Annotated in this window: 17 protein-coding genes; 6 read left to right on the top strand and 11 right to left on the bottom strand. The window is 65.2% G+C overall.

Annotated features, from left to right (window positions below; all coding sequences use genetic code 11):
* Nucleotides 1-142: 142 nt before the first annotated feature.
* Both V6B08_RS02270 and V6B08_RS02265 read left to right on the top strand, forming a co-directional pair.
* On the top strand, nucleotides 143-3,577 hold the full coding sequence (locus V6B08_RS02270) for a response regulator (protein ID WP_341977682.1): 3,435 nt from the start codon (nucleotides 143-145) through the stop codon (nucleotides 3,575-3,577).
* Nucleotides 3,574-4,683, top strand: coding sequence for a response regulator (locus V6B08_RS02265; protein ID WP_341977680.1), 1,110 nt, complete (start codon nucleotides 3,574-3,576; stop codon nucleotides 4,681-4,683). Before V6B08_RS02270 ends, V6B08_RS02265 begins: the two co-directional genes overlap by 4 nt.
* A gap of 3 nt (nucleotides 4,684-4,686) precedes the next feature.
* Here V6B08_RS02265 and V6B08_RS02260 read toward each other — a convergent pair whose 3' ends face one another.
* From V6B08_RS02260 to V6B08_RS02250, 3 genes are read right to left on the bottom strand one after another with little or no spacing between them, the layout of a single operon-like run.
* Complete coding sequence (locus tag V6B08_RS02260) at nucleotides 4,687-5,133, bottom strand: hypothetical protein (protein ID WP_341977678.1); 447 nt, start codon at nucleotides 5,131-5,133, stop codon at nucleotides 4,687-4,689.
* Entirely contained in the window at nucleotides 5,133-6,326 is a 1,194-nt protein-coding gene (rlmN, locus tag V6B08_RS02255; RefSeq protein WP_341977676.1) for a dual-specificity RNA methyltransferase RlmN, read from the bottom strand. The genes V6B08_RS02260 and rlmN overlap by 1 nt, the downstream gene beginning before the upstream one ends.
* Complete coding sequence (locus V6B08_RS02250; protein WP_341977674.1) at nucleotides 6,323-6,919, bottom strand: invasion associated locus B family protein; 597 nt, start codon at nucleotides 6,917-6,919, stop codon at nucleotides 6,323-6,325. The genes rlmN and V6B08_RS02250 overlap by 4 nt, the downstream gene beginning before the upstream one ends.
* A gap of 154 nt (nucleotides 6,920-7,073) precedes the next feature.
* Here V6B08_RS02250 and V6B08_RS02245 point away from each other — a divergent pair, with 154 nt between their 5' ends.
* Entirely contained in the window at nucleotides 7,074-7,637 is a 564-nt protein-coding gene (locus V6B08_RS02245) for a sigma-70 family RNA polymerase sigma factor (RefSeq protein WP_341977673.1), read from the top strand.
* 7 nt (nucleotides 7,638-7,644) lie between these two features.
* On the opposite strand, the gene V6B08_RS02240 is transcribed toward V6B08_RS02245, so the two are convergent.
* The 4 genes from V6B08_RS02240 to V6B08_RS02225 all read right to left on the bottom strand — a co-directional run bounded on the left by V6B08_RS02240 (nucleotide 7,645) and on the right by V6B08_RS02225 (nucleotide 11,062).
* Nucleotides 7,645-8,142: a MarR family winged helix-turn-helix transcriptional regulator gene (locus V6B08_RS02240; protein ID WP_341977670.1), complete on the bottom strand. Its 498-nt coding sequence runs from the start codon at nucleotides 8,140-8,142 to the stop codon at nucleotides 7,645-7,647.
* A 4-nt stretch (nucleotides 8,143-8,146) separates the two neighbouring features.
* Nucleotides 8,147-9,451 (bottom strand): TRAP transporter large permease, encoded by a 1,305-nt coding sequence (locus tag V6B08_RS02235; RefSeq protein WP_341977668.1) that lies wholly within the window; start codon nucleotides 9,449-9,451, stop codon nucleotides 8,147-8,149.
* The gene (locus V6B08_RS02230) at nucleotides 9,451-9,951 is read right to left on the bottom strand and encodes a TRAP transporter small permease (protein WP_341977666.1); all 501 of its coding nucleotides are present in this window, start codon (nucleotides 9,949-9,951) and stop codon (nucleotides 9,451-9,453) included. The genes V6B08_RS02235 and V6B08_RS02230 overlap by 1 nt, the downstream gene beginning before the upstream one ends.
* A 79-nt stretch (nucleotides 9,952-10,030) precedes the next feature.
* Entirely contained in the window at nucleotides 10,031-11,062 is a 1,032-nt protein-coding gene (locus V6B08_RS02225; RefSeq protein WP_341977664.1) for a TRAP transporter substrate-binding protein, read from the bottom strand.
* Nucleotides 11,063-11,215: 153 nt separating this feature from the next.
* On the opposite strand from V6B08_RS02225, the gene V6B08_RS02220 reads away from it, so the two are divergent.
* The 3 genes from V6B08_RS02220 to V6B08_RS02210 are packed head-to-tail and all read left to right on the top strand — an operon-like array spanning nucleotide 11,216 to nucleotide 15,283.
* Nucleotides 11,216-13,345, top strand: coding sequence for a thiamine pyrophosphate-dependent enzyme (locus tag V6B08_RS02220; RefSeq protein WP_341977662.1), 2,130 nt, complete (start codon nucleotides 11,216-11,218; stop codon nucleotides 13,343-13,345).
* Nucleotides 13,342-14,844 carry an indolepyruvate oxidoreductase subunit beta family protein gene (locus V6B08_RS02215; RefSeq protein WP_341977660.1) on the top strand — a complete coding sequence of 501 codons (1,503 nt, stop codon included), beginning with the start codon at nucleotides 13,342-13,344 and terminating at the stop codon, nucleotides 14,842-14,844. Before V6B08_RS02220 ends, V6B08_RS02215 begins: the two co-directional genes overlap by 4 nt.
* Complete coding sequence (locus tag V6B08_RS02210) at nucleotides 14,831-15,283, top strand: acyl-CoA thioesterase (RefSeq protein ID WP_341977658.1); 453 nt, start codon at nucleotides 14,831-14,833, stop codon at nucleotides 15,281-15,283. The genes V6B08_RS02215 and V6B08_RS02210 overlap by 14 nt, the downstream gene beginning before the upstream one ends.
* A 142-nt stretch (nucleotides 15,284-15,425) precedes the next feature.
* Here the strand turns inward: V6B08_RS02210 and V6B08_RS02205 are convergent, their stop codons facing one another.
* From V6B08_RS02205 to V6B08_RS02190, 4 genes are read right to left on the bottom strand one after another with little or no spacing between them, the layout of a single operon-like run.
* Complete coding sequence (locus tag V6B08_RS02205; protein WP_341977656.1) at nucleotides 15,426-15,959, bottom strand: 2,4'-dihydroxyacetophenone dioxygenase family protein; 534 nt, start codon at nucleotides 15,957-15,959, stop codon at nucleotides 15,426-15,428.
* Nucleotides 15,960-15,985: 26 nt separating this feature from the next.
* Nucleotides 15,986-16,753: an SDR family NAD(P)-dependent oxidoreductase gene (locus tag V6B08_RS02200; RefSeq protein WP_341977654.1), complete on the bottom strand. Its 768-nt coding sequence runs from the start codon at nucleotides 16,751-16,753 to the stop codon at nucleotides 15,986-15,988.
* Nucleotides 16,753-18,204 carry an aldehyde dehydrogenase gene (locus V6B08_RS02195; protein WP_341977652.1) on the bottom strand — a complete coding sequence of 484 codons (1,452 nt, stop codon included), beginning with the start codon at nucleotides 18,202-18,204 and terminating at the stop codon, nucleotides 16,753-16,755. The genes V6B08_RS02200 and V6B08_RS02195 overlap by 1 nt, the downstream gene beginning before the upstream one ends.
* Nucleotides 18,205-18,228: 24 nt before the next feature.
* Entirely contained in the window at nucleotides 18,229-18,939 is a 711-nt protein-coding gene (locus tag V6B08_RS02190) for an ABC transporter ATP-binding protein (protein WP_341977650.1), read from the bottom strand.
* Between the last annotated feature and the right edge of the window lie 2 nt (nucleotides 18,940-18,941).

The following is an 18,941-nucleotide window of genomic DNA, read 5'->3' as shown; positions in this document are numbered from 1 at the left end:
CCGATCAGTAGCTTCGGGCCAATCCCTCCGCATGATGCGGCTGCACGCGGAGGATGTATTCTGTAGCAAAACTCCCTTTATTGCGAGTCGCTATTAACTCGTTGATAGCGCCGGAAGCTGACGCTAAAACTTTCCCTCAATCATGCTGCAACTAGATGGTTACTTCCGCCTGACGCGCGATATCGGCGCCGAGTCGGTGCCCTTCTCAGGCTCCTACGAGCCCGGCCTTGTCGCGCTTTCCGTCTTCATTGCCGTGCTCGCCGCTTTCGTTGCGCTGTCTCTGTCCAGCCGCGTCGCGGCGGCGCGCAATGCCGGCGCGCGCCTGGCCTGGATTGCCGGCGGCGGCGTCAGCATGGGTGGCGGTATCTGGGCGATGCATTTCATCGGCATGCTCGCCTTCGACATACCCTGCGCCGTCACCTACGACACCACGATCACCATTCTGTCGATGATCCCCGGCGTGCTGGCCAGCAGCGTGGCGCTGGTGGTGATTGCCGATCCGCGCGGCTTCAGTTGGGCCCGGCTGCTGCTCGGCTCGGTGCTGATGGGGGCTGGCATCGGCGCCATGCATTACGCCGGCATGGCGGCGATGCGCATGGATGCGCTGCTTCGCTACGACATCATCATGGTGCTGGTCTCGGTCGGCGTGGCGGTGTTGCTCGCTTTCGTCGCGCTCGGCATCCGTTTCCTGCTGCAGCTCAATGTCCGGCTGGCGGATTACTCGATGCCGCTGGCCGCCGTAATCATGGGCTGCGCCGTGCCAGGCATGCATTACACCGCGATGGCGGCGGCGCGCTTCTATCCGATTGCCACGCCGTCGCAGGTGGTGGCAGCGATGGACCCGACCATGGTGGCGGTGCTGATCGCGATTTTCACTCTGGGCATTGCCGCCCTGGCGCTGGCCGCCGGTTTCGCCGGCCGCCAGTTCGAGACCGCGACGCGGCTGGCGGCGGAAATGGAGCTGCGCGGCGGCTTGGAGCGTGAACTGCGCGCCGACCGTGCCCGCCTGCAGGCGATTTTCGACAGCGCCAATGACGGCATCATCACCGCCAATGCCCAGGGGCAACTGCAGCATTGGAGCCGTGGCGCCGAACGTATTTTTGGCTACAGCGCCGCCGAAGCCATGCCGCTGGATGTGGAAGACCTGGTGCCTGGCTTGCGCAGCAGTGATATCGGGCGCGACCTGGGGCGCCGCCGCCGTGGCGAGATCGAGCAACTCGGCATCTGGCAGCAGGAGCTGCTGGCCAAGCGCAAGGATGGCAGCCTGGTGCCGGTGGAGCTTTCGGTGAGCGAGGCCAATATCGACGGCAACATGCTGCTCACCGGCATCGTGCGCGATATCACCGAGCGGCGCCGCACACAGCAGGAACTGGAAAAGGCGCGCGAGGGCGCCGAGGCCGCCAACCAGGCCAAGACCATGTTCCTGGCCAATATGAGCCATGAAATCCGCACGCCGCTGAATGCGGTGATCGGCATGGCGCATCTGATGCTCAAGACCGACCTCAGCGCGCGCCAGCGGGATTACGTGCGCAAGATTCAGCAATCCGGCCGCCACCTGCTCGGCGTCGTCAACGATGTGCTGGATTTCTCCAAGATCGAGGCCGACCAGTTGAGCCTCGAGCGGGTCGAATTCGATCTCGAAAGCGTGCTGGTCGGGGTGTCCGATGTAGTCGCCGAGCGCGCCAATGCCAAGGGCCTGGAACTGATCTTCGATCTGCCGCCGGATTTACGCACCAACCTGATCGGTGATCCGCTGCGGCTTGGCCAGGTGCTGATCAACTACACCAACAATGCCGTGAAGTTCACCGAGAGCGGCGAAGTGGTGGTGCAGGTACGCCAGGAAGAAGAAACCGCCGATGGCCTGCGGCTGCGCTTCACCGTGCGTGATACCGGCATCGGTATCGCGCCGGCAGAAGTGTCGCGCCTGTTCCAGTCCTTCCAGCAGGCCGACACCTCGACCACGCGGCGCTTCGGCGGCACCGGGCTTGGCCTGGCGATTTCGCGCCGCCTGGCCGAAATGATGGGCGGCGAAGCCGGGGTCAGCAGCGTGCTCGGCAAGGGCAGCGATTTCTGGTTCACCGCCCGGTTTGGCAAGGGCCATACCGCGCCGAGCCGCCGCGCCATGGAGCCGGCTCTGGCCGGCCGCACCGCCCTGCTGGTGGACGACAATGCCAGCGCGCGCGCCACCATCGCCGACATGCTGGAAGCGATGCGCTTTCGCGTGATCCAGGCCACCAGCGGCAGTGAAGCCTTGCAGCTTGTCGCCAACGAAACCTACGACATCGCCTTCGTCGATTGGCGCATGCCCGATCTTGATGGCCTGCAGACCGTGGCGCTGCTGCGCCAGAAGGCGCGGCCCGGCGCGGCCCATGTGCTGGTGACGGCCTATGGCCGCGAGGATGTGCTGCGCCAGGCCGAAGCGGCGGGGCTGGACGACATCCTGGTCAAGCCGGTGAATGGCTCGATGCTGTTCGATTGCGCCGTGCGGCTGATCTCCGGCGCCGGGCCGCAGTTGTTCGCCAGCGACATCGAAGGCAGCAACGAGCAATGGGCCGTGCTGCGCGGTCGCCGCGTGCTGCTGGTGGAAGATAATGAACTCAACCGCGATGTGGCGCGCGACCTGTTGCATGCCGCCGGCGTCGTGGTGGCGATTGCCCATGATGGCCGCCAGGCGCTGGACATGCTGGAGCATGAGCGTTTTGAACTGGTGCTGATGGACATGCAGATGCCGGTGATGGATGGCATCGCCGCCACCCGCGCCATCCGCGCGCAGCCGGAACTGGCCGGGCTGCCGGTAATCGCCATGACCGCCAATGCCATGGCGCAGGATCGCGCCATCTGCCTCGCCGCCGGCATGAACGACCATCTTGCCAAGCCGATCAATCCGGATCTGCTCTACGACATGCTGGCGCGCTGGTTGGGTGCGCCGCCGCCGCCAGCCGTCACCACCACGACCATCGTGGTGCCGCCGGCCTTCGCCGGCGTGGCGACGTTGCTGGATGTGCCGGCCGGCTTGCGCCGGGTGCTCAACCAGCCCGAACGCTATCTTGCCATGCTCGGCAAATATGCCAGCAGCCAGGCGCAACTGATGCAGCGTCTGCAGGCGGCGCTGGCGGCGGAGGATTGCGAAACGGCGGAACGTGAGGCCCATACCGCGCGCGGCCTGGCCGGCAATATCGGTGCTGAGGCGGTGGCGGCGGCGGCGGCGCGGCTGGAGCAGGCGATCAAGCAGGGTTGCCCCGGCGCGGTGCTGCGCGATGAACTCGACGATCTGGATGCCGCGCTCGGTCATGTGCTGGATGGCATCGGCGCGCTGCTGGCGCAACTGGTGCCGCAGCCCGAAGCCACGGCTGCAACCAGTGCGGCCGATGATGCCGCCGTGCAGCATCTGGAAGCCCTGCTGGCCGAGGATGATCCGGCGGCGCGCGATTATTACGACGAGATCAGCGCTGGCCTCGCGGTCCGCTTCGGCCAGACCGCCGGCACTGCCATCGGTGCCGCGCTTGGCGCCTATGACCTGCCGGCGGCGCGGCAGGTCCTGCAGGAAGCGATGCAGGCGGAGCATAAGCCGTCATGACCTTGCCGTTCGAACATGACGGCGCCACCCGCCCGACAATCCTGGCGGTGGACGATACGCCGGACAACCTTACCCTGCTGCATGGCCTGCTGAAGGACCGCTACCGCGTCAAGGTGGCGAATGGCGGCAGTGCGGCCTTGCGCATCGCCACCGCGCAGCCGGCGCCGGACCTGATCCTGCTCGATGTGATGATGCCGGAGATGGATGGCTACGAAGTCTGTCGCCGGCTTAAATCCGATCCGGCGACGCGCGACATCCCGGTGGTGTTCCTCACCGCAAAGTCGGATGTGGAGGACGAGCGCTATGGCCTCGATCTCGGCGCTGTCGATTACATCACCAAGCCGATCAGCCCGCCGATCGTACTGTCGCGCGTACGCAATCATCTGCGGCTCAAGGATGCGGCGGATTTCCTGAAAGACAAGACCGTCTACCTGGAAGCCGAGGTGGGGCGCCGCACCCGCAGTCTGCGGGCCATACAGGATGCGGTGATCATGGCGCTGGCTTCGCTGGCCGAAACCCGCGACAACGAGACCGGCAACCATATCCGCCGCACGCAGAATTATGTCCGCCGCCTGGCCGAGGAATTGAAGCGGCATCCGGATTTCGCCGCCCAGCTCGATGATGAAACCATCCGCCTGCTCTACAAATCGGCACCGTTGCACGATATCGGCAAGGTCGGCATTCCCGATGCCATCCTGCTCAAGCCGGACAGGCTGACGGCGGATGAATTCGAGGTCATGAAGCGCCATGCGCAGCTTGGCTGCGATGCCATCGAGACGGCGTTGCAGGATCTAGAGGAGGGCGACCGCGCCTTCCTGCAGCATGCCTGCGATATCGCGGCGACGCATCATGAGAAATGGAATGGCAAGGGCTATCCGCGCGGCTTGGCCGGCGAGGCGATTCCGCTATCGGGCCGGCTGATGGCGCTAGCCGATGTCTATGACGCGCTGATCAGCAAGCGCATTTACAAGCCAGCTTTCAGCCACGAGGAAGCGGTGCGGCTGATCAGCGAAGGCAGCGGCAGCCATTTCGATCCGCGCATCGTAGCGGTGTTCATGTCCATCGAGCATGATTTCCGCGCCATCGCGCAGCAATTCGCCGATTAAGGCTTAACGTACCACGCCGGAAATGATGTCGAGCACCAGGCCGTCGCTGCGCACCAGCGCCACGTCCTGGGCGATCACCACGCGCTCAAGGCCGGCCGGCAGCTTCGGCAGGTCGCGCCGCAGCGCGCTCGGCAGCGGCCGGCGCTCGAAATTCAGCGGCAGTACATCGCCCTTCGCGGGCAACTTGGAAAGGCCGGGCGGCAATTCGCGCGCCATGTTCTTGCGGCTGGCCTTGGCGCGGATCTGGTCTTCGCGCAGGCGTTCGAAATAGCGCGGGATGATCCACTGGTCGGGCCCGGCGAAGCCGGTCACCGCCAGCGGGTTGGGATCATAGGCAGCGGGCCCGGTGCCGATATGGTCGGATGTCGCTTTTTCTTTTGCCGCTGCCGGCATGGCAACGAGCAGCAACAGGAATAGGGCGGCGCGGGCATTGGCGAGTGTGCTGGGCATCACGCTTGCACCTCTGCTTTGAGGGCCGCCTGCTTGGCCGCCTGCTCGCGCAGGATATCGGCCTTGGAGCGCTTCACGCTGGCGGATTTGAGCTGGCCGCAGGCCGCCATGATGTCGCGGCCGCGCGGCGTGCGCACCGGCGAGGAATAGCCGGCATTGAACACGATCTCGCTGAACTGATTGATCGTGTTGTTGCTGGAGCATTCATAGGGCGCGCCGGGCCAGGGGTTGAACGGGATCAGGTTCACCTTGGCCGGGATACCCTGCAGCAGGCGCACCAGTTCGCGCGCATCCGCCGGGGTGTCGTTGATCCCCTTCAGCATCACATATTCAAAGGTGATGCGGCGGGCATTGCTCAGGCCGGGATATTTGGCGCAAGCAGCGAGCAGTTCGGCAATCGGGTATTTCTTGTTCAGTGGCACCAGCACATCGCGGATATCGTCGCGCACGGCATGCAGCGAGATGGCGAGATTGACATCCAGCTCAGCGCCGCAGCGCTCGATCATCGGCACCACGCCGGCGGTGGAGAGCGTGATGCGGCGCTTGGAAATCGAGATGCCCTCGTTGTCCATCACGATCTTCAGCGCCTTCGACACATTGTCGAAATTGTACAGCGGCTCGCCCATGCCCATCATCACGATGTTGGACAGCATGCGGCCATCCTTCGGCGAGGGCCATTCCTCCAGGCAGTCGCGCGCCAGCATCACCTGGCCGACGATTTCCGCCGGGCTCAGGTTGCGCACCAGCTTCATGGTGCCGGTATGGCAGAAGCGGCAGGTGAGCGTGCAGCCGACCTGGGAGGAAACGCAGAGCGCGCCGCGATCCTCTTCCGGGATATGGACGGCTTCGGCTTCCTCGCCATCGGCGAATTTCAGCAGCCATTTGCGGGTGCCGTCGGTGCTTTTCAGGTCCTTGCTGGCGCCGGGGCGGCCGACCTGGAAATGCTGGCTCAGGCGTTCGCGCAGATCCTTGGCCAGCGTGGTCATGACGCTGAAGTCGCGCGCGCCGCGATAATAGATCCAGTGCCAGAGCTGGTTGGCGCGCATCTTGGCGGCCTTCTCGGCCTCGCCGGCCTCGATCAGCCTGGCGGCGATCTCTGCCCGGGTCAGCCCAAGCAGTTCGATGGCGCCGGCATTGGCGGCAGCAGGCTGTTCCGGCTTTGCTGCGATATCGGGAACCAGGGCGGCGCTCATGAGGTCGCTCCGGGCAGGCCACAGGCCTTGTCGATGGCCTTAAGTGCCTCGCCGAAGCCGGCCAGGCTGTAGGTGTCGGTGGTGGCAGTGCCACGCGCCGAAGTGCCCTTCACGGTGAGCTGCTTGCCCTTCTTCAGGGCATCCACCAGCTTGGCATCGGTGGCGGCATCGGCGGCCCAGGCGGCCTCGCCATGGGTGAACATCTCGAAGCTGTCCTTGCCGATGCTGGCTTGCGCCGGACTCTGCGGTTTCAGGCCATAGCCGAACACGATGCTGACTTCGTTGCGCACCTTGGTGGCGGTCTTGTGTGTCACCAGCAGGTAGATTTCGCCGCGCTTGACGCTTGCCGGCTCTTTCTTCTCCGGCAGGCCATGCAGGTAGCAGGTACGGCCATCCTTGCCGTCAAGCTGATAGGCCTGCCAGCCTTGGAAGCTGCCGATCCGCTTGGTCTCGGGCTTTTTCGCTTCCGGCTTGGCGGCCTCTGGCTTGGGCGCGGTTTTCTGGGCCTGAGTCTGGGCTTGGGCCTGGGAAAAGCCGGCAGCCGGCGCCAGCAGCAGCAGCGTCGCGAAGAGGGGGGCGATGGGAGAGATCATAGCGGGGGGGAACATAGCGGCGCGGGGGCGGCTTTTCCACCCCCTTTTCGCCGCAGCGGCCAGGGAACTCTGCTAAACCTTTGGCCCGCCTTGCATAGTCTGCAACACTGAAGCACCATATGCCAATGCGAGGAGCGTTGAACGAGGGGCTGGCGTGACGGAGAGCGCGGGCATGGACCGGCAGCGCCAGGCCGATTTGCTGCGCCGCGTGGCGGAAAAGCAGGATCGTGCCGCTTTCGCTGAATTGTTCCGCCACTTCGCGCCGCGCGTGAAGGGTTTCATGCTGCGCCAGGGCGTGCCCGAGGATGTCGCCGACGAATTGGCGCAGGAAAGCCTGATCACGCTGTGGCATCGCGCCGTCACTTTTGATCCGGCACAGGCTTCCGTCGCCACCTGGATTTTCACCATCGCGCGCAACAAGCGCATCGACCGCATCCGCCGCGAGAAACGGCCGGAACTTGATCCCGATGATCCGGCCCTGCAGCCGGACCCCGAGCCGCCGCCCGATGCCGCGCTGGACCGCCAGCAGGAGGAGGACCGGCTGCGCGCCGCCCTGGCCGATCTGCCCATCGAGCAGAAGCGGCTGCTGGAACTGGCCTTCTTTCAGGATATTTCGCATCGCGACATCGCGGTGGCGGAGAATCTGCCGCTCGGCACGGTGAAGTCGCGCATCCGGCTGGCGCTGGCTCGGCTCAAGGGCAGGCTGGAAAGCGACTAGAGGCCCCTCATACCGCCCGGGCCTTCATGCCTTGCGTCAGGCGTTTCAGCAGCGCGAGGAAGAGCTTCTGTTCCTTCGGCGACAGCAGCGCGATGATGTTGGCCTCGTGGCGCTCGACGCCGGCGGTGAGCCGTTTCAGCAGGGCATGGCCCTTGGGGCTCAGCGACAGGGCATAGGAACGGCGGTCGCTCGCCGCCTTGCGCCGCAGCACCACGCCCTTGCGCACCAGTTGCTCCAGCGCCGGGGTGAGGGTGGATTTGTCCAGCCCCACTGCCTGGCTCAGCGCGCTTTGCGTGATGCCGGGATTATGCGCCAGCAGGGTGAGCAGGCTGAAACGACCGGGCGAGACGCCGTCTGGCGCCACTTCGCGGGCGAAATCGGCATAATCAGCCAACTGCGCCATGCGCAGGTGATAGCCGAAATAGCCCGGCAGCGGCCCGAAATCGAGGGCGGGTGCGGCAACGGGCGTGGGGTTGGCTGGCTTGTTGTGCGGACGTCGAGCCATGAGGTCAATTCATGTGGCTTGGCAGATACAGCGCGATGGCCGGGAAGATCACGATCAGCGCCAGCCGCACCAGATCGATGAGGATGAAGGGCATGACGCCTTTATAGATGGTGCCGAGGCTGACGTCGCGGGCGATGGAGTTGATCACGAATACATTGATGCCGACCGGCGGCAGCACCATGCCCAGCGTGGTGACCATGACGATGATGACGCCGAACCAGATCGGATCGAAGCCAAGCTGCATCATCACCGGATAGACGATCGGCACCGTCACCAGGATGATCGCCAGTTCATCCATCAGCGCGCCAAGCACCAGATACATCACCAGGATCAGGGTCAGTACGCCATAGGGGCCGATGGGCAGATCGGTGAGGAAGCCGGAAACCTTCTGCGGCGTCTGGGTGATGACCAGGAAATAGCCGAACAGGAAGGCGCCGACCACGATGGTGAAGATCGAACCGCCGGTGCGCACCGCCTCGATCAGGCTGGCCTTGATTTCCGGCCAGCGCAGCCGACCGCGCAGCATGCCGATGATCAGTGCGCCGCAGGCGCCGCAGCCCGCCGCCTCGGTGGCGGTGAAGATGCCGCCATACATGCCGCCGACGATGCCGATGAACAGCAGGGCCGTAGCCCAGATATCGCGCAAGCTGTCGAACCGCTCGCGCCAGTCGGCCTTTCTGCCGCGCGGCAGCCAAGCGGGCCGCCACAGGCCGACAAGCTGGATCGTTGCCATGTAGCACAGCACGCCGAGGATGCCGGGCAGGATGCCGGAAATGAACAGCTTGCCGATATCCTGCTCGGTGAGCAGGCCATAGAGCGCGAAGATCACCGAGGGCGGAATCATGATGCCGAGTGTGCCGCCCGCCGCGATGACGCCGGTGGAGAAACCGGGATCGTAGCCGGCGCGGCGCATTTCCGGCAACGCCACATTGGTCATGGTGGCTGCCGTGGCGACGGATGAGCCGTTGATTGCGGCGAAGCCGGCGCAGGCGGTGACGGTGGCCATGGCCAGGCCGCCGCGGCGATGGCCGAGCCAGGCTTCGCCGGCGCGGAACAATTCGCGGCTCATGCCGGCATGGGAGGCGAAACAGCCCATCAGAATGAACATCGGAATCACCGCCAGGTCGTAGTCGGTGGCGACCCGAATCGGCGATTGCGCCAGCAGATTTAGTGCCGGCTTCAGCGCCGCAAGAATACCGAAACCGGCAACGCCGACTATGCCCATGGCGATGCCGACCGGCACGCGCAGCACCATCAGCACGAACAGCAGCACGAAGCCGCCGATGGCGATCACGTCCTGTTCAAGCATCAGGAGGCCTCCTCCAGCGGAGTCTCGCTGCGGGTATCCACCCGCCGGCCGAGGATCAGCCGGCTAAGCCGCAGGGCCAGCAGTAATGCCGCCAGCACCACACCGAGCGCGGCGATGGCATAGAGCGGCCAGACCGGCAGACGCAGGTCGAAGGTCTGCTCGTGGCTGGCATAGACGCTGATCACCTTGTCTTTCAGCATCCAGGCAAACAGCAGCATGAAGCCGAGCGTGATGGCGGTGGCGAAGATGTCGATGGCGCGTTTGCCCCAGTTCGGCGCCATTTCCCACAGGCCATCCACCTGGATATGGCGGTTGTGGAAGCCGGCGAGCGCGATGCCCCAGAACATCGCGGTGCCGAGCAGCAGGCGCGAGGCATCGAAGGAATCCGGCAGGCCGTAGCTGAACAGCCAGCGCAGCATCACGGTGACGAAGGTGAGCAGGGCCACCGCCAGCAGCAGCAGCCCGGCCACCAGCTCCACCCGGTCGACAAAACGGTTCATGAGCCCCCGCTGGAACGATACCGCCGGCCACGATATGCCATCATGGCCGGCGGGTTTAAGCTACAGTCAGAAACAGCGATCAGAAAGCAGCGGCGTTGCGCTTCTTCAGTTCGGCCTTGAGTTCGGCCAGGGCTTCCTCGCCATTGACGCCGACTTTCTTCACATCCTCGTACCAGACCTTGGTCAACTCGTCGCCGATCTTGCGCCAGGCCACCATGTCGGCCTCGCTCGGCTTGACGAATTCATGGTCCGACATGGCGCGCAGCTTTTCGCGGCCTGCCGCTTCCTGGTCAGCCCAGGGGCCGGCCAGTGCCAGTGCCGCGTCGGTGTTGCAATTGGCGTCGATGGCTTTCTTCTGGTTGGCCGACATCTTGTCGTAGGTGCCCTTGTTCATCACCAGCACGAAATTGCTGACATAGAGCGGCGCATCCATATGCAGCTTGGCCACCTTGTCGATGCCGAACACGAACAGGCTGTCCCACGGGAAGGTGATGGCATCCGCCGTGCCGCGCTCCAGCGATTCGCGGGCTTCCGGCGCCGCCACCTGCACATTGACGCCGCCAGCCATGCTCACCAGGCGGGCCATGGTGGCATTGCCCGGGCGGATCTTCTTGCCCTTGAGGTCGTCCGGCTTGGAAATGCGCACCTTGCCGTGGAAAGTCGCGGCATCATGTGCCCAGGTCAGGCAGACCTTGGTATCGGCCATCTCCTTGGCCGCGTATTTGCGGTACCAGGCATCCAGCGCCGCCGAGCCCTGCTTGGCATTGGCGAGCAGGAAGGGCAGTTCGCTGCCGGCGATCACCGGAAAGCGGCCAGGCTGGTAGCCGGGATTGACATAGGTGAGGTCGGCGACGCCATCGCGCGCCATGTCGTAATGGTCCTTGGCGGCGCCAAGCTGCTGCGCCGGGAAAATCTGCGTTTTGATCGTGCCGCCAGACGCCTTTTCCACCGCAGCGCCCCAGGCGGTGAAGCCGCCATGCAGGTTATGCGCCGCCGGCAGCCAATGGCCGAGCCGGAGCGTGACCGGCTTGTCCTGCGCCAAGGCATCCCCGGGGGCCGCTAGGGCCAGGGTGAGCAGGGCGGCAGATAAGGTAATACCCTTGGTGAGCATGATGCTGGTTTCCTCCGCTATGCGGCGAAGCGCGGTGGCATCGCCGTCGTTGTGATGGCGGCAAGCTTAGCCTCGATAATAGTTTGAGATCAAACTGTTTCTTGACCGGCACGCCGCGCCATGCGACTTTTCCGCCTAGGGAGAAAAGCGCCGATGGAACGGTCCTTCAGCAAGGAAATTCAGGCTTTACGGTTGGGGCAGGGAGAACTGTTCGAGGGTGAGGGCATCCTTGCCGTCACCAAGGCGCTGCTGCAATCCGGCGTCGCCTATGTCGGCGGCTACCAGGGCGCGCCGGTGTCGCATCTGATCGACGTGCTGGTGCAGGCGCAGGATATCCTCGACGACCTCGGCATCCATCTCGAAACCTGCACCAATGAGGCCTCGGCGGCGGCCTTGCTCGGGGCCTCGATCAACTACCCGGCGCGTGGCGCCGTCACCTGGAAATCCATCGTCGGCACCAATGTCGCCTCCGATGCCCTGAGCAACCTGGCCTCGCCCGGCGTGATCGGCGGCGCCATGATCGTGATCGGCGAGGATTACGGCGAAGGCGCCAGCGTGATCCAGGAGCGCAGCCATGCCTTCGCGCTGAAATCCTCGATGTGGCTGCTTGATCCGCGCCCGGAGTTGTCAACCATCGTGCGCTGTGTCGAGAAAGGCTTCGAGCTGTCGGAAGCCTCGAACACGCCGGTGATGCTGGAATTGCGCATCCGCGCCTGCCATGTCACCGGAAGTTTCGCAGCCAAGCAGAACCGCGCCGCCACCGTATCGCGCCGCGCCAAGGTGGGGCCGGCAGCCTTCAACTACGATCACTTGGCGCATCCGCCCGCCACCTTCAAGCAGGAAAAGCTGAAATTCGAGCAGCGGCTGCCCGCCGCGCAGCGTTTCATCCTGGAACACGGCCTCAACGAAGTGATGCCCGGAGATCTCAATGACATCGGCATCATTGTGCAGGGCGGCATCTATAATGCACTGAGCCGCTCGCTGCAGACACTGGGCCTTGCCGATGCTTTCGAGCAATGCCGCGTGCCGATGCTGGTGCTGAACGTGACGCATCCGCTGGCGCCGCAGCAGATTCTCGATTTCTGTGCCGGCAAGAACCATCTGCTGGTGGTGGAGGAGGGCGGCCCGGAATATCTCGAACAGGCTATCGGCACGATCCTCCGCCGTGCCGACCGCAATCTCCGCCTGGCCGGCAAGGATATGCTGCCGATGGCCGGCGAATACACGATTGAAGTCCTCACGCGCGGCCTGCTCGCCTGGCTGCCCAAGGCGCGGCCCGATCTCGATCTTGCAGCACCTGCCGCCGCCTTCGATGCAGCGCAGGCGCAGCGCGCCAAGGCGCAAGGGCTGATCGGCCCGGATCTGCCGCTGCGGCCGCCGACCTTCTGTACCGGCTGCCCGGAGCGTCCGGTCTTCACCGCGATCAAGCTGGTGGAGCGCGAGACCGGCCCGGTGCATGTGGCCGCCGATATCGGCTGCCATGCGCTCGCCACTTTCGCGCCGTTCTCGGTGGGGCATTCGATCCTCGGCTATGGCATGAGCCTGGCCTCGGCGGCAGGCGTCGGGCCGCTGTCGCAGCGTCGGCCCATCGCCATCATGGGCGATGGCGGCTTCTGGCATAATGGCTTGATAACCGGCGTGTCCTCGGCCCTGTTCAATCGCGGCGACGGCGTACTGGTGGTGTTGCAGAACGGCTATACCTCGGCGACCGGCGTGCAATATCTGCCGTCCTCGAAGCAGAACCGCCATGAGGATGGCATCAACGGTGCCGATATCGAAACCACCCTGAAGGCGCTGGGCGTGCAATGGGTGAAGCGGCTGCGCTCCTATGGCCTGGGCGGCATGACTTCGGCCCTGAAGGAAGCACTCTCCACGGCGCAAAAGGGCCTCAAGGTGATCATCGCCGATGGCGAATGCCAGTTGGCCCGGCAGCGGCGCCTGCGTGGCGAAGAGGCCAAGGCGCTGGCGGCGGGGGAGCGCGTGCTGCGCACCCGTTTCGGAATCGATGACGCGGTCTGCACCGGCGACCATTCCTGCATCCGGCTCTCGGGCTGCCCGTCGCTCACCATCAAGCCCAATCCGGATCCGCTGCGCAGCGATCCGGTGGCGCATGTCAACCAGGGCTGCGTCGGCTGCGGCCATTGCGGCGAGGTGGCCCATGCCGCCGTGCTCTGCCCGTCCTTCTACAAGACCGAGATCGTGCATAACCCCTCGCTGTGGGACCGCCTCAATCACCGCCTGCATCAAGCCATGATCGGCTGGCTCAGGAGCGTGGGGGCATGAGCAGCGTCAAGCGCCCGATCACGCTCCTTGTTGCAGCGCTTGGCGGTGAAGGCGGCGGCGTACTCACCGACTGGATCACCGGGGCCGCGCGCCGCGCCGGCTTCCCGGTGCAAGCGACCTCGATTCCCGGCGTGGCGCAGCGCACCGGCGCCACCACCTATTACATCGAGATCTGGCCGGCGGTGACAGAGCAGCGCCCGGTGATGTGTCTCAATCCGGGTTTGGGCCAGGTCGATGTGATGATCGCGTCCGAATTCGTCGAGGCCGGCCGCGCCATGCAGAACGGCTATGTCACGCCCGACCGCACCCTGCTGATCGCTTCCACGCACCGCATCTTCGCCGTGGCGGAGAAAAGCGGCATGGGCGATGGCCGTTTCGACAGCGGCCGGCTGTTCCGCGCCGCCAAGGAATGCGCCCGCCGTGCCGTGCTGTTCGATATGGATGCGGCGGCGAAAGAATCCGGCTCGATCCTCAATGCCGTGCTGCTCGGCGCACTGGCTGGCAGCGAGGCGCTGCCGTTGGCCGCCGATCTGTTCGAGGCCGGCATCCGCGCCGAAGGTAAAGCCGTGGAAAGCAACCTTTCCGGTTTCCGCTTTGGCCTCGCTCATGCGCGCGGCGAAATCGCGGCGGCGGCGGCGCGTGCCGAAATCGCACCATCGCCGATCCCGTTGCTCGATCTGGCGCAGCGCGTCGATGCTTTGCCCATGGCAGCACATACCCATGCCGCATCGGGTGTGAAGCGGCTGCTGGATTACCAGGATGCCGCCTATGCCAGCTTGTACCTGGATCGCCTGGAGGCGGTTGCTCGCCTTGATGCCGAAGGCAAGCTGGCGGCGGAGGTGGCGCGGCATCTGGCCCTGCGCATGAGCGTCGAGGATGTGATCCGTGTCGCGCAGTTGAAGTTGAAGCCGGAGCGGTTCCAGGCGATTGAGCGCGAAACCCGTATCCAGGCCGGGCAGCCTTATGAAGTGGCGGATTTTCTCAAGCCCGGCATCGAGGAACTGGCCGGCCTGCTGCCGTCCTCCCTGGCGCAGCCGGTGCTGCGCTTGGCCAAGGCGCGCGGCTGGCGCTGGCATTGGGCGATGACCCTGCCGAGCAACCGGCTCGGCGGCTATCTGCGTTTCCGCCTGCTGGCGGCCTTGAAGCCCTGGCGCCGCCGTAGCCACCGCTATGCCCAGGAGCAGGCGCAGATCGAGGATTGGCTCGGCCTGATCCGGCGCGCGGCTTCGCTCGACCTGGCGCTGGCCATCGAGATCGCCGAATGCGCGCGGCTGATCAAGGGCTATGGCGATACCTACAAGCGTGGCGAGGAAAATTATCAGCGCATCCGTGCGCATCTGATATTGCCTGCGCTGGACGGCAAGCTGCCTGTTGCCCAGGCCGCAGACGCTGTGCTGCAGACGCGCGTCGCCGCCTTGCGCGATCCGGAAGGCGAGGCGCTCAGCCGCACGCTTGCCGCTTTCGCTGCGGCCCAGGAGGCGCGCCATGCCGCCGAGTGATGTTGTTGCTGCTGAGGCCTTGGTCTCGGTGCATCCGTTGCAGGTGCAATGGGGCGATTGCGATCCGGCGGATATCGTGTTCTATCCGAATTACTTTGCCTGGTTCGATGCCGGTACCTGGCGGCTGCTGGCGGAAGCCGGCTTCACGCTGAAAGAGCTGCGCCGCATCGGCTCGATTGGTTTTCCCATCGTCTCGGTGGATGCCAAGTTCTTTGCGCCGGCGGCGGTGCAGGACCATATCGTGGTGCATAGCCGTATCATCGAATGGGGCCGCTCGTCTTTCCAGGTCGGCCATCGTATCCAGCGCGCCGATGGTACTTTGCTGGTGGAAGGCCGCGAGAAGCGCGTGCTGGCACAGCCCGATCCGGCGCAGCCGGGCAAGATCAAGGGCATGGCTATTCCGCCGGAAATGATCCGCCGCCTGGGCTGTGCGGGGTAGTATCCAAATCACGTGTCACCCTCGCGCCGCGCCCTTCGGGCCTGTGCGCCCACGAACGCCGTAAGGCGTTCGGGCGCTTACAGAGGGTCCCATTTGGCAGGAAATGGGATGCCGGCTTTCGCCGGCATGACGGCCTATGCCATTACCTAAACAGCTTCGTGATGTAGTCGGCGCCGAGGCCGATCTTGTCGTAATGCTCGCGGCACATGGCGATATAGTCATGCACGTCGAAATGGCCGGCGGAATTGCCCTGCTCGTCGAGCCAGATCAGCGGCCCCGTCACGATGAAGAACACCTTCATCGGCTGTTCATGCTCATAGGCGACCAGCGTGTGGCCCTCGCCCGGCGTCTCGTAGACGAAATCGCCGGCCGTAGCGGTCCAGTCATGTTCGAGATAGCCCCATTTGCCCGAGATCGTGTAGGCGAAGACTTCATGTGGATGGTAATGCCGGTTCACCAGCCCGGCGGCCTTGGCCATCAGGATGTCGCACCACTTGTTCTGCGCTGGCGAGATCCACAGCGGCCGCGACGACACCGTGTCGGTGAACGGCACATAGAGTTTCTCGTCGTCGGTCGGCGCGTTCTGCACATAGGCTTCGGGCAGCGCGTCGGGCTTGAACACCGGGTTGATCGGCGTGAGGTGACGCCAGAATTCGGTGGTGGCGGCTTCGGGCATGGGGCGCTCCGTCTATGGGTTGCGGGTCAGATATGCATGCCGCCATCGGCCATCAGCACGCTGCCGGTGGTGAAGCTGCTGGCGGATGAGGCGAGGAACAGCACCGCTTCGGCGATTTCATCGGCTAGGCCGTGGCGGCCGAGCGGGATTAGGCCATCCAGGAAGGCGCCGGCCTCGGTGCCGATGACATTGCTTAGATGGCCTTCGATCTGGCGTTGGAAGCCGTTGTCGATCGGACCCGGCGCCAGCACATTGACGCGGATGTCGCGCCGCGCCGCTTCCTTCGCCACCGTGCGCATCAGGCCGATCAGGCCGTGTTTCGAGGCGGCATAGGCGGCAATGCCGGGATCGCTGGTGACGCCGACGACGCTGCCGGTCATCACGATGCTGCCGCCATCGCGCAGCAGCGGCAGGCCGTATTTGCAGGCGAGGAAGGGTGCGCGCAGGTTCACGGCGATGACGCGGTCCCAGGTTTCCTCAGGGTATTCCGTCACCGGGCTGATGGCGCCGCTGATCCCGGCGTTGAGGAACAATACGTCGATGCCGCCCCAGAGGCGCTGCGCCGCTTCGAGATAGCGCCGCGTGTCCTCCGCGGTGGCGACATCGGCGGCCACCGACACGGCATGGCTCGAGGTTGCGCCGAGTTGTGCTTCCGCCGCCATCAAGGCAGCCTCTTCTCGGTCGACCAGCAGCACGCGGGCGCCTTCCCGCAGCAGGCGTCTTGCCGCCGCCAGCCCGATGCTGCCGGCGGCGCCAGTGATGACGCAGACTTTGCCTTCCAGCAGCATGGCCATCAGATTGGGAAATGGCCGGGCTGGGTTTCCAACGTGATCCAGCGCAGCTCGGTGAATTGCTCGACGCCGGCCTTGCCGCCGAAGCGGCCATAGCCGGATGCCTTCACGCCGCCAAACGGCATCTGTGCTTCGTCATGCACGGTCGGGCCATTGATATGGCAGATGCCGCTGTCGATACGCTTGGCCACAGTCAGCGCACGCGGAATGTTGCGGCTGAAAACGGCGGCCGAGAGGCCGTATTCGGTGTCGTTGGCGGCATGCACCGCCGCCGCCTCGCCATCCGCCCGCACCACGCAGGCTACAGGTCCGAAGCTTTCCTCGTGATAGATGCGCATGTCCGGCGTCACATGGTCCAGCACCGTGGCGCTCATCACCGCGCCGTCGCGGCTGCCGCCGGCCACCAATTTGGCGCCTTGGCTCACGGCCTCGTCCACCAGCGCCAGCACGCGATCGACGGCTTCCACATTCACCAGTGCACCCAGCGCCACATTGCCCTGGCGTGGATCGCCGCTGGTCAGCGACTTGGCCTTGGCGGCGAATTTCGCCACGAAGGCGTCGCCCACCGCGTTATCGACCACGATCCGCTCGGTCGACATGCAGATCTGGCCCTGGTTCATGAAGGCGCCGAAGGCGGCGGCCTTCACCGCTTCATCCAGGTCGGCATCGTCCAGCACCACCAAAGGCGCCTTGCCGCCGAGTTCCAGCAGCACCGGCTTCAATTGCCGTGCGGCCAGTTCCGCCACTACGCGGCCGATCTTGGTCGAGCCGGTGAAATTGATCCGCCGCACCGCCTTATGCGCGATCAGCGCCGCCACCACTTCGGCGGCATCGGCCGGCGCATTGCTCACCACGTTGATCACGCCGTCCGGCAACCCGGCCTGCTGGATCGCCTCGGCGATCAGGCGATGGGTCGCCGGACAGGTCTCGGACGCCTTCAGCACCACGGTATTGCCGCAGGCCAGCGGCATCGCCACGGCGCGGGTGCCGAGGATCACCGGCGCATTCCACGGCGCGATGCCGAGCACCGCGCCAACCGATTCACGTGTCGCCATGGCGAGGCAGCCCGGCTTGTCGGACGGGATCACCTCGCCGCCGATCTGCGTCGTCATCGCTGCCGCCTCGCGCAGCATGCCGGATGCCAGATGCACATTGAAGCCGGCCCAGGCAGCGGTGGCGCCGATTTCGGCCTGCATGCGGGCGATGAAATCCGGTGCGTGGGCGGCCAGGTTGTCGGCGGCTTTCAGCAGCAGGGCCCGGCGGGCATTGGGGCCGAGCGCGGACCAGGCCGGATAGGCGGCAGCGGCGGCATCGGCGGCGGCATTGGCATCGGCCACCGAAGCGGCGGCGGCGCGGCTTGCCACGTCGCCGCTCAACGGATTGCGGCGCTCGAAAGTCTTGCTGCCACTGGCCGCCACATCCTTGCCGCCGATCAGCAACTGGGTCTCGAACATCTCTCTGTCTCCTTCCACGAAAATCTATTGCTTGCCAAGATAGGCGCGCTGCACGGCGGGATCGTCGCGCAAAGCAGCGGCACTACCGCTGCCGACGATGCGGCCCTGCTCGATCAGGTAGCCGCGGTCGGCGATGGCCAGGCTGCGGCGCGCATTCTGCTCCACCAGCAGCACGCCGATGCCGGTTGCGCGGATGTGCTGCAAGGCACTGAACAATTCACCACAGATCAGCGGCGAGAGGCCGAGCGAGGGCTCGTCCAGCAGCAGGATATCGGGCGCCGACATCAGCGCGCGGCCGATGGCGACCATCTGCTGTTCGCCGCCGCTCATGGTGCGGGCGGCTTGGCTCATGCGTTCGGCCAAGCGTGGGAACAGGCTCAGGATGCGGTCGAGATTGGCGGTCTCGCTGCCCCGGGCGCGGCGCGGATAGGCGCCGAGCAGCAGGTTCTCGCGCACGCTCAGGTCGCCGAAGATGCCGCGCCCCTCCGGCACCAGCGCCAGGCCGGCTTCGACTATTCTATGTGCCGGCAGTTTGGTCAGGTCAGTGCCGTCGAGCGTCAGCTTGGCGCCCTCCGAGGCAGGCAAAAGCCCGGCAATGGCTTTCAGCAAAGAGGTCTTGCCGCCGCCATTGGCGCCCAGGATCACCACGATCTCGGCGCGGGCCACCGAGAGTGCCACGTCGCGCACCGCCTGGTGGCGGCCATAGGCAATGGACAGGCCGCTCACTTCAAGCATGA

This window comes from Ferrovibrio sp. MS7, assembly GCF_038404985.1.
Classification (GTDB): domain Bacteria; phylum Pseudomonadota; class Alphaproteobacteria; order Ferrovibrionales; family Ferrovibrionaceae; genus Ferrovibrio; species Ferrovibrio plantarum.
This window is presented reverse-complemented; position numbering and strand designations above follow the sequence as displayed.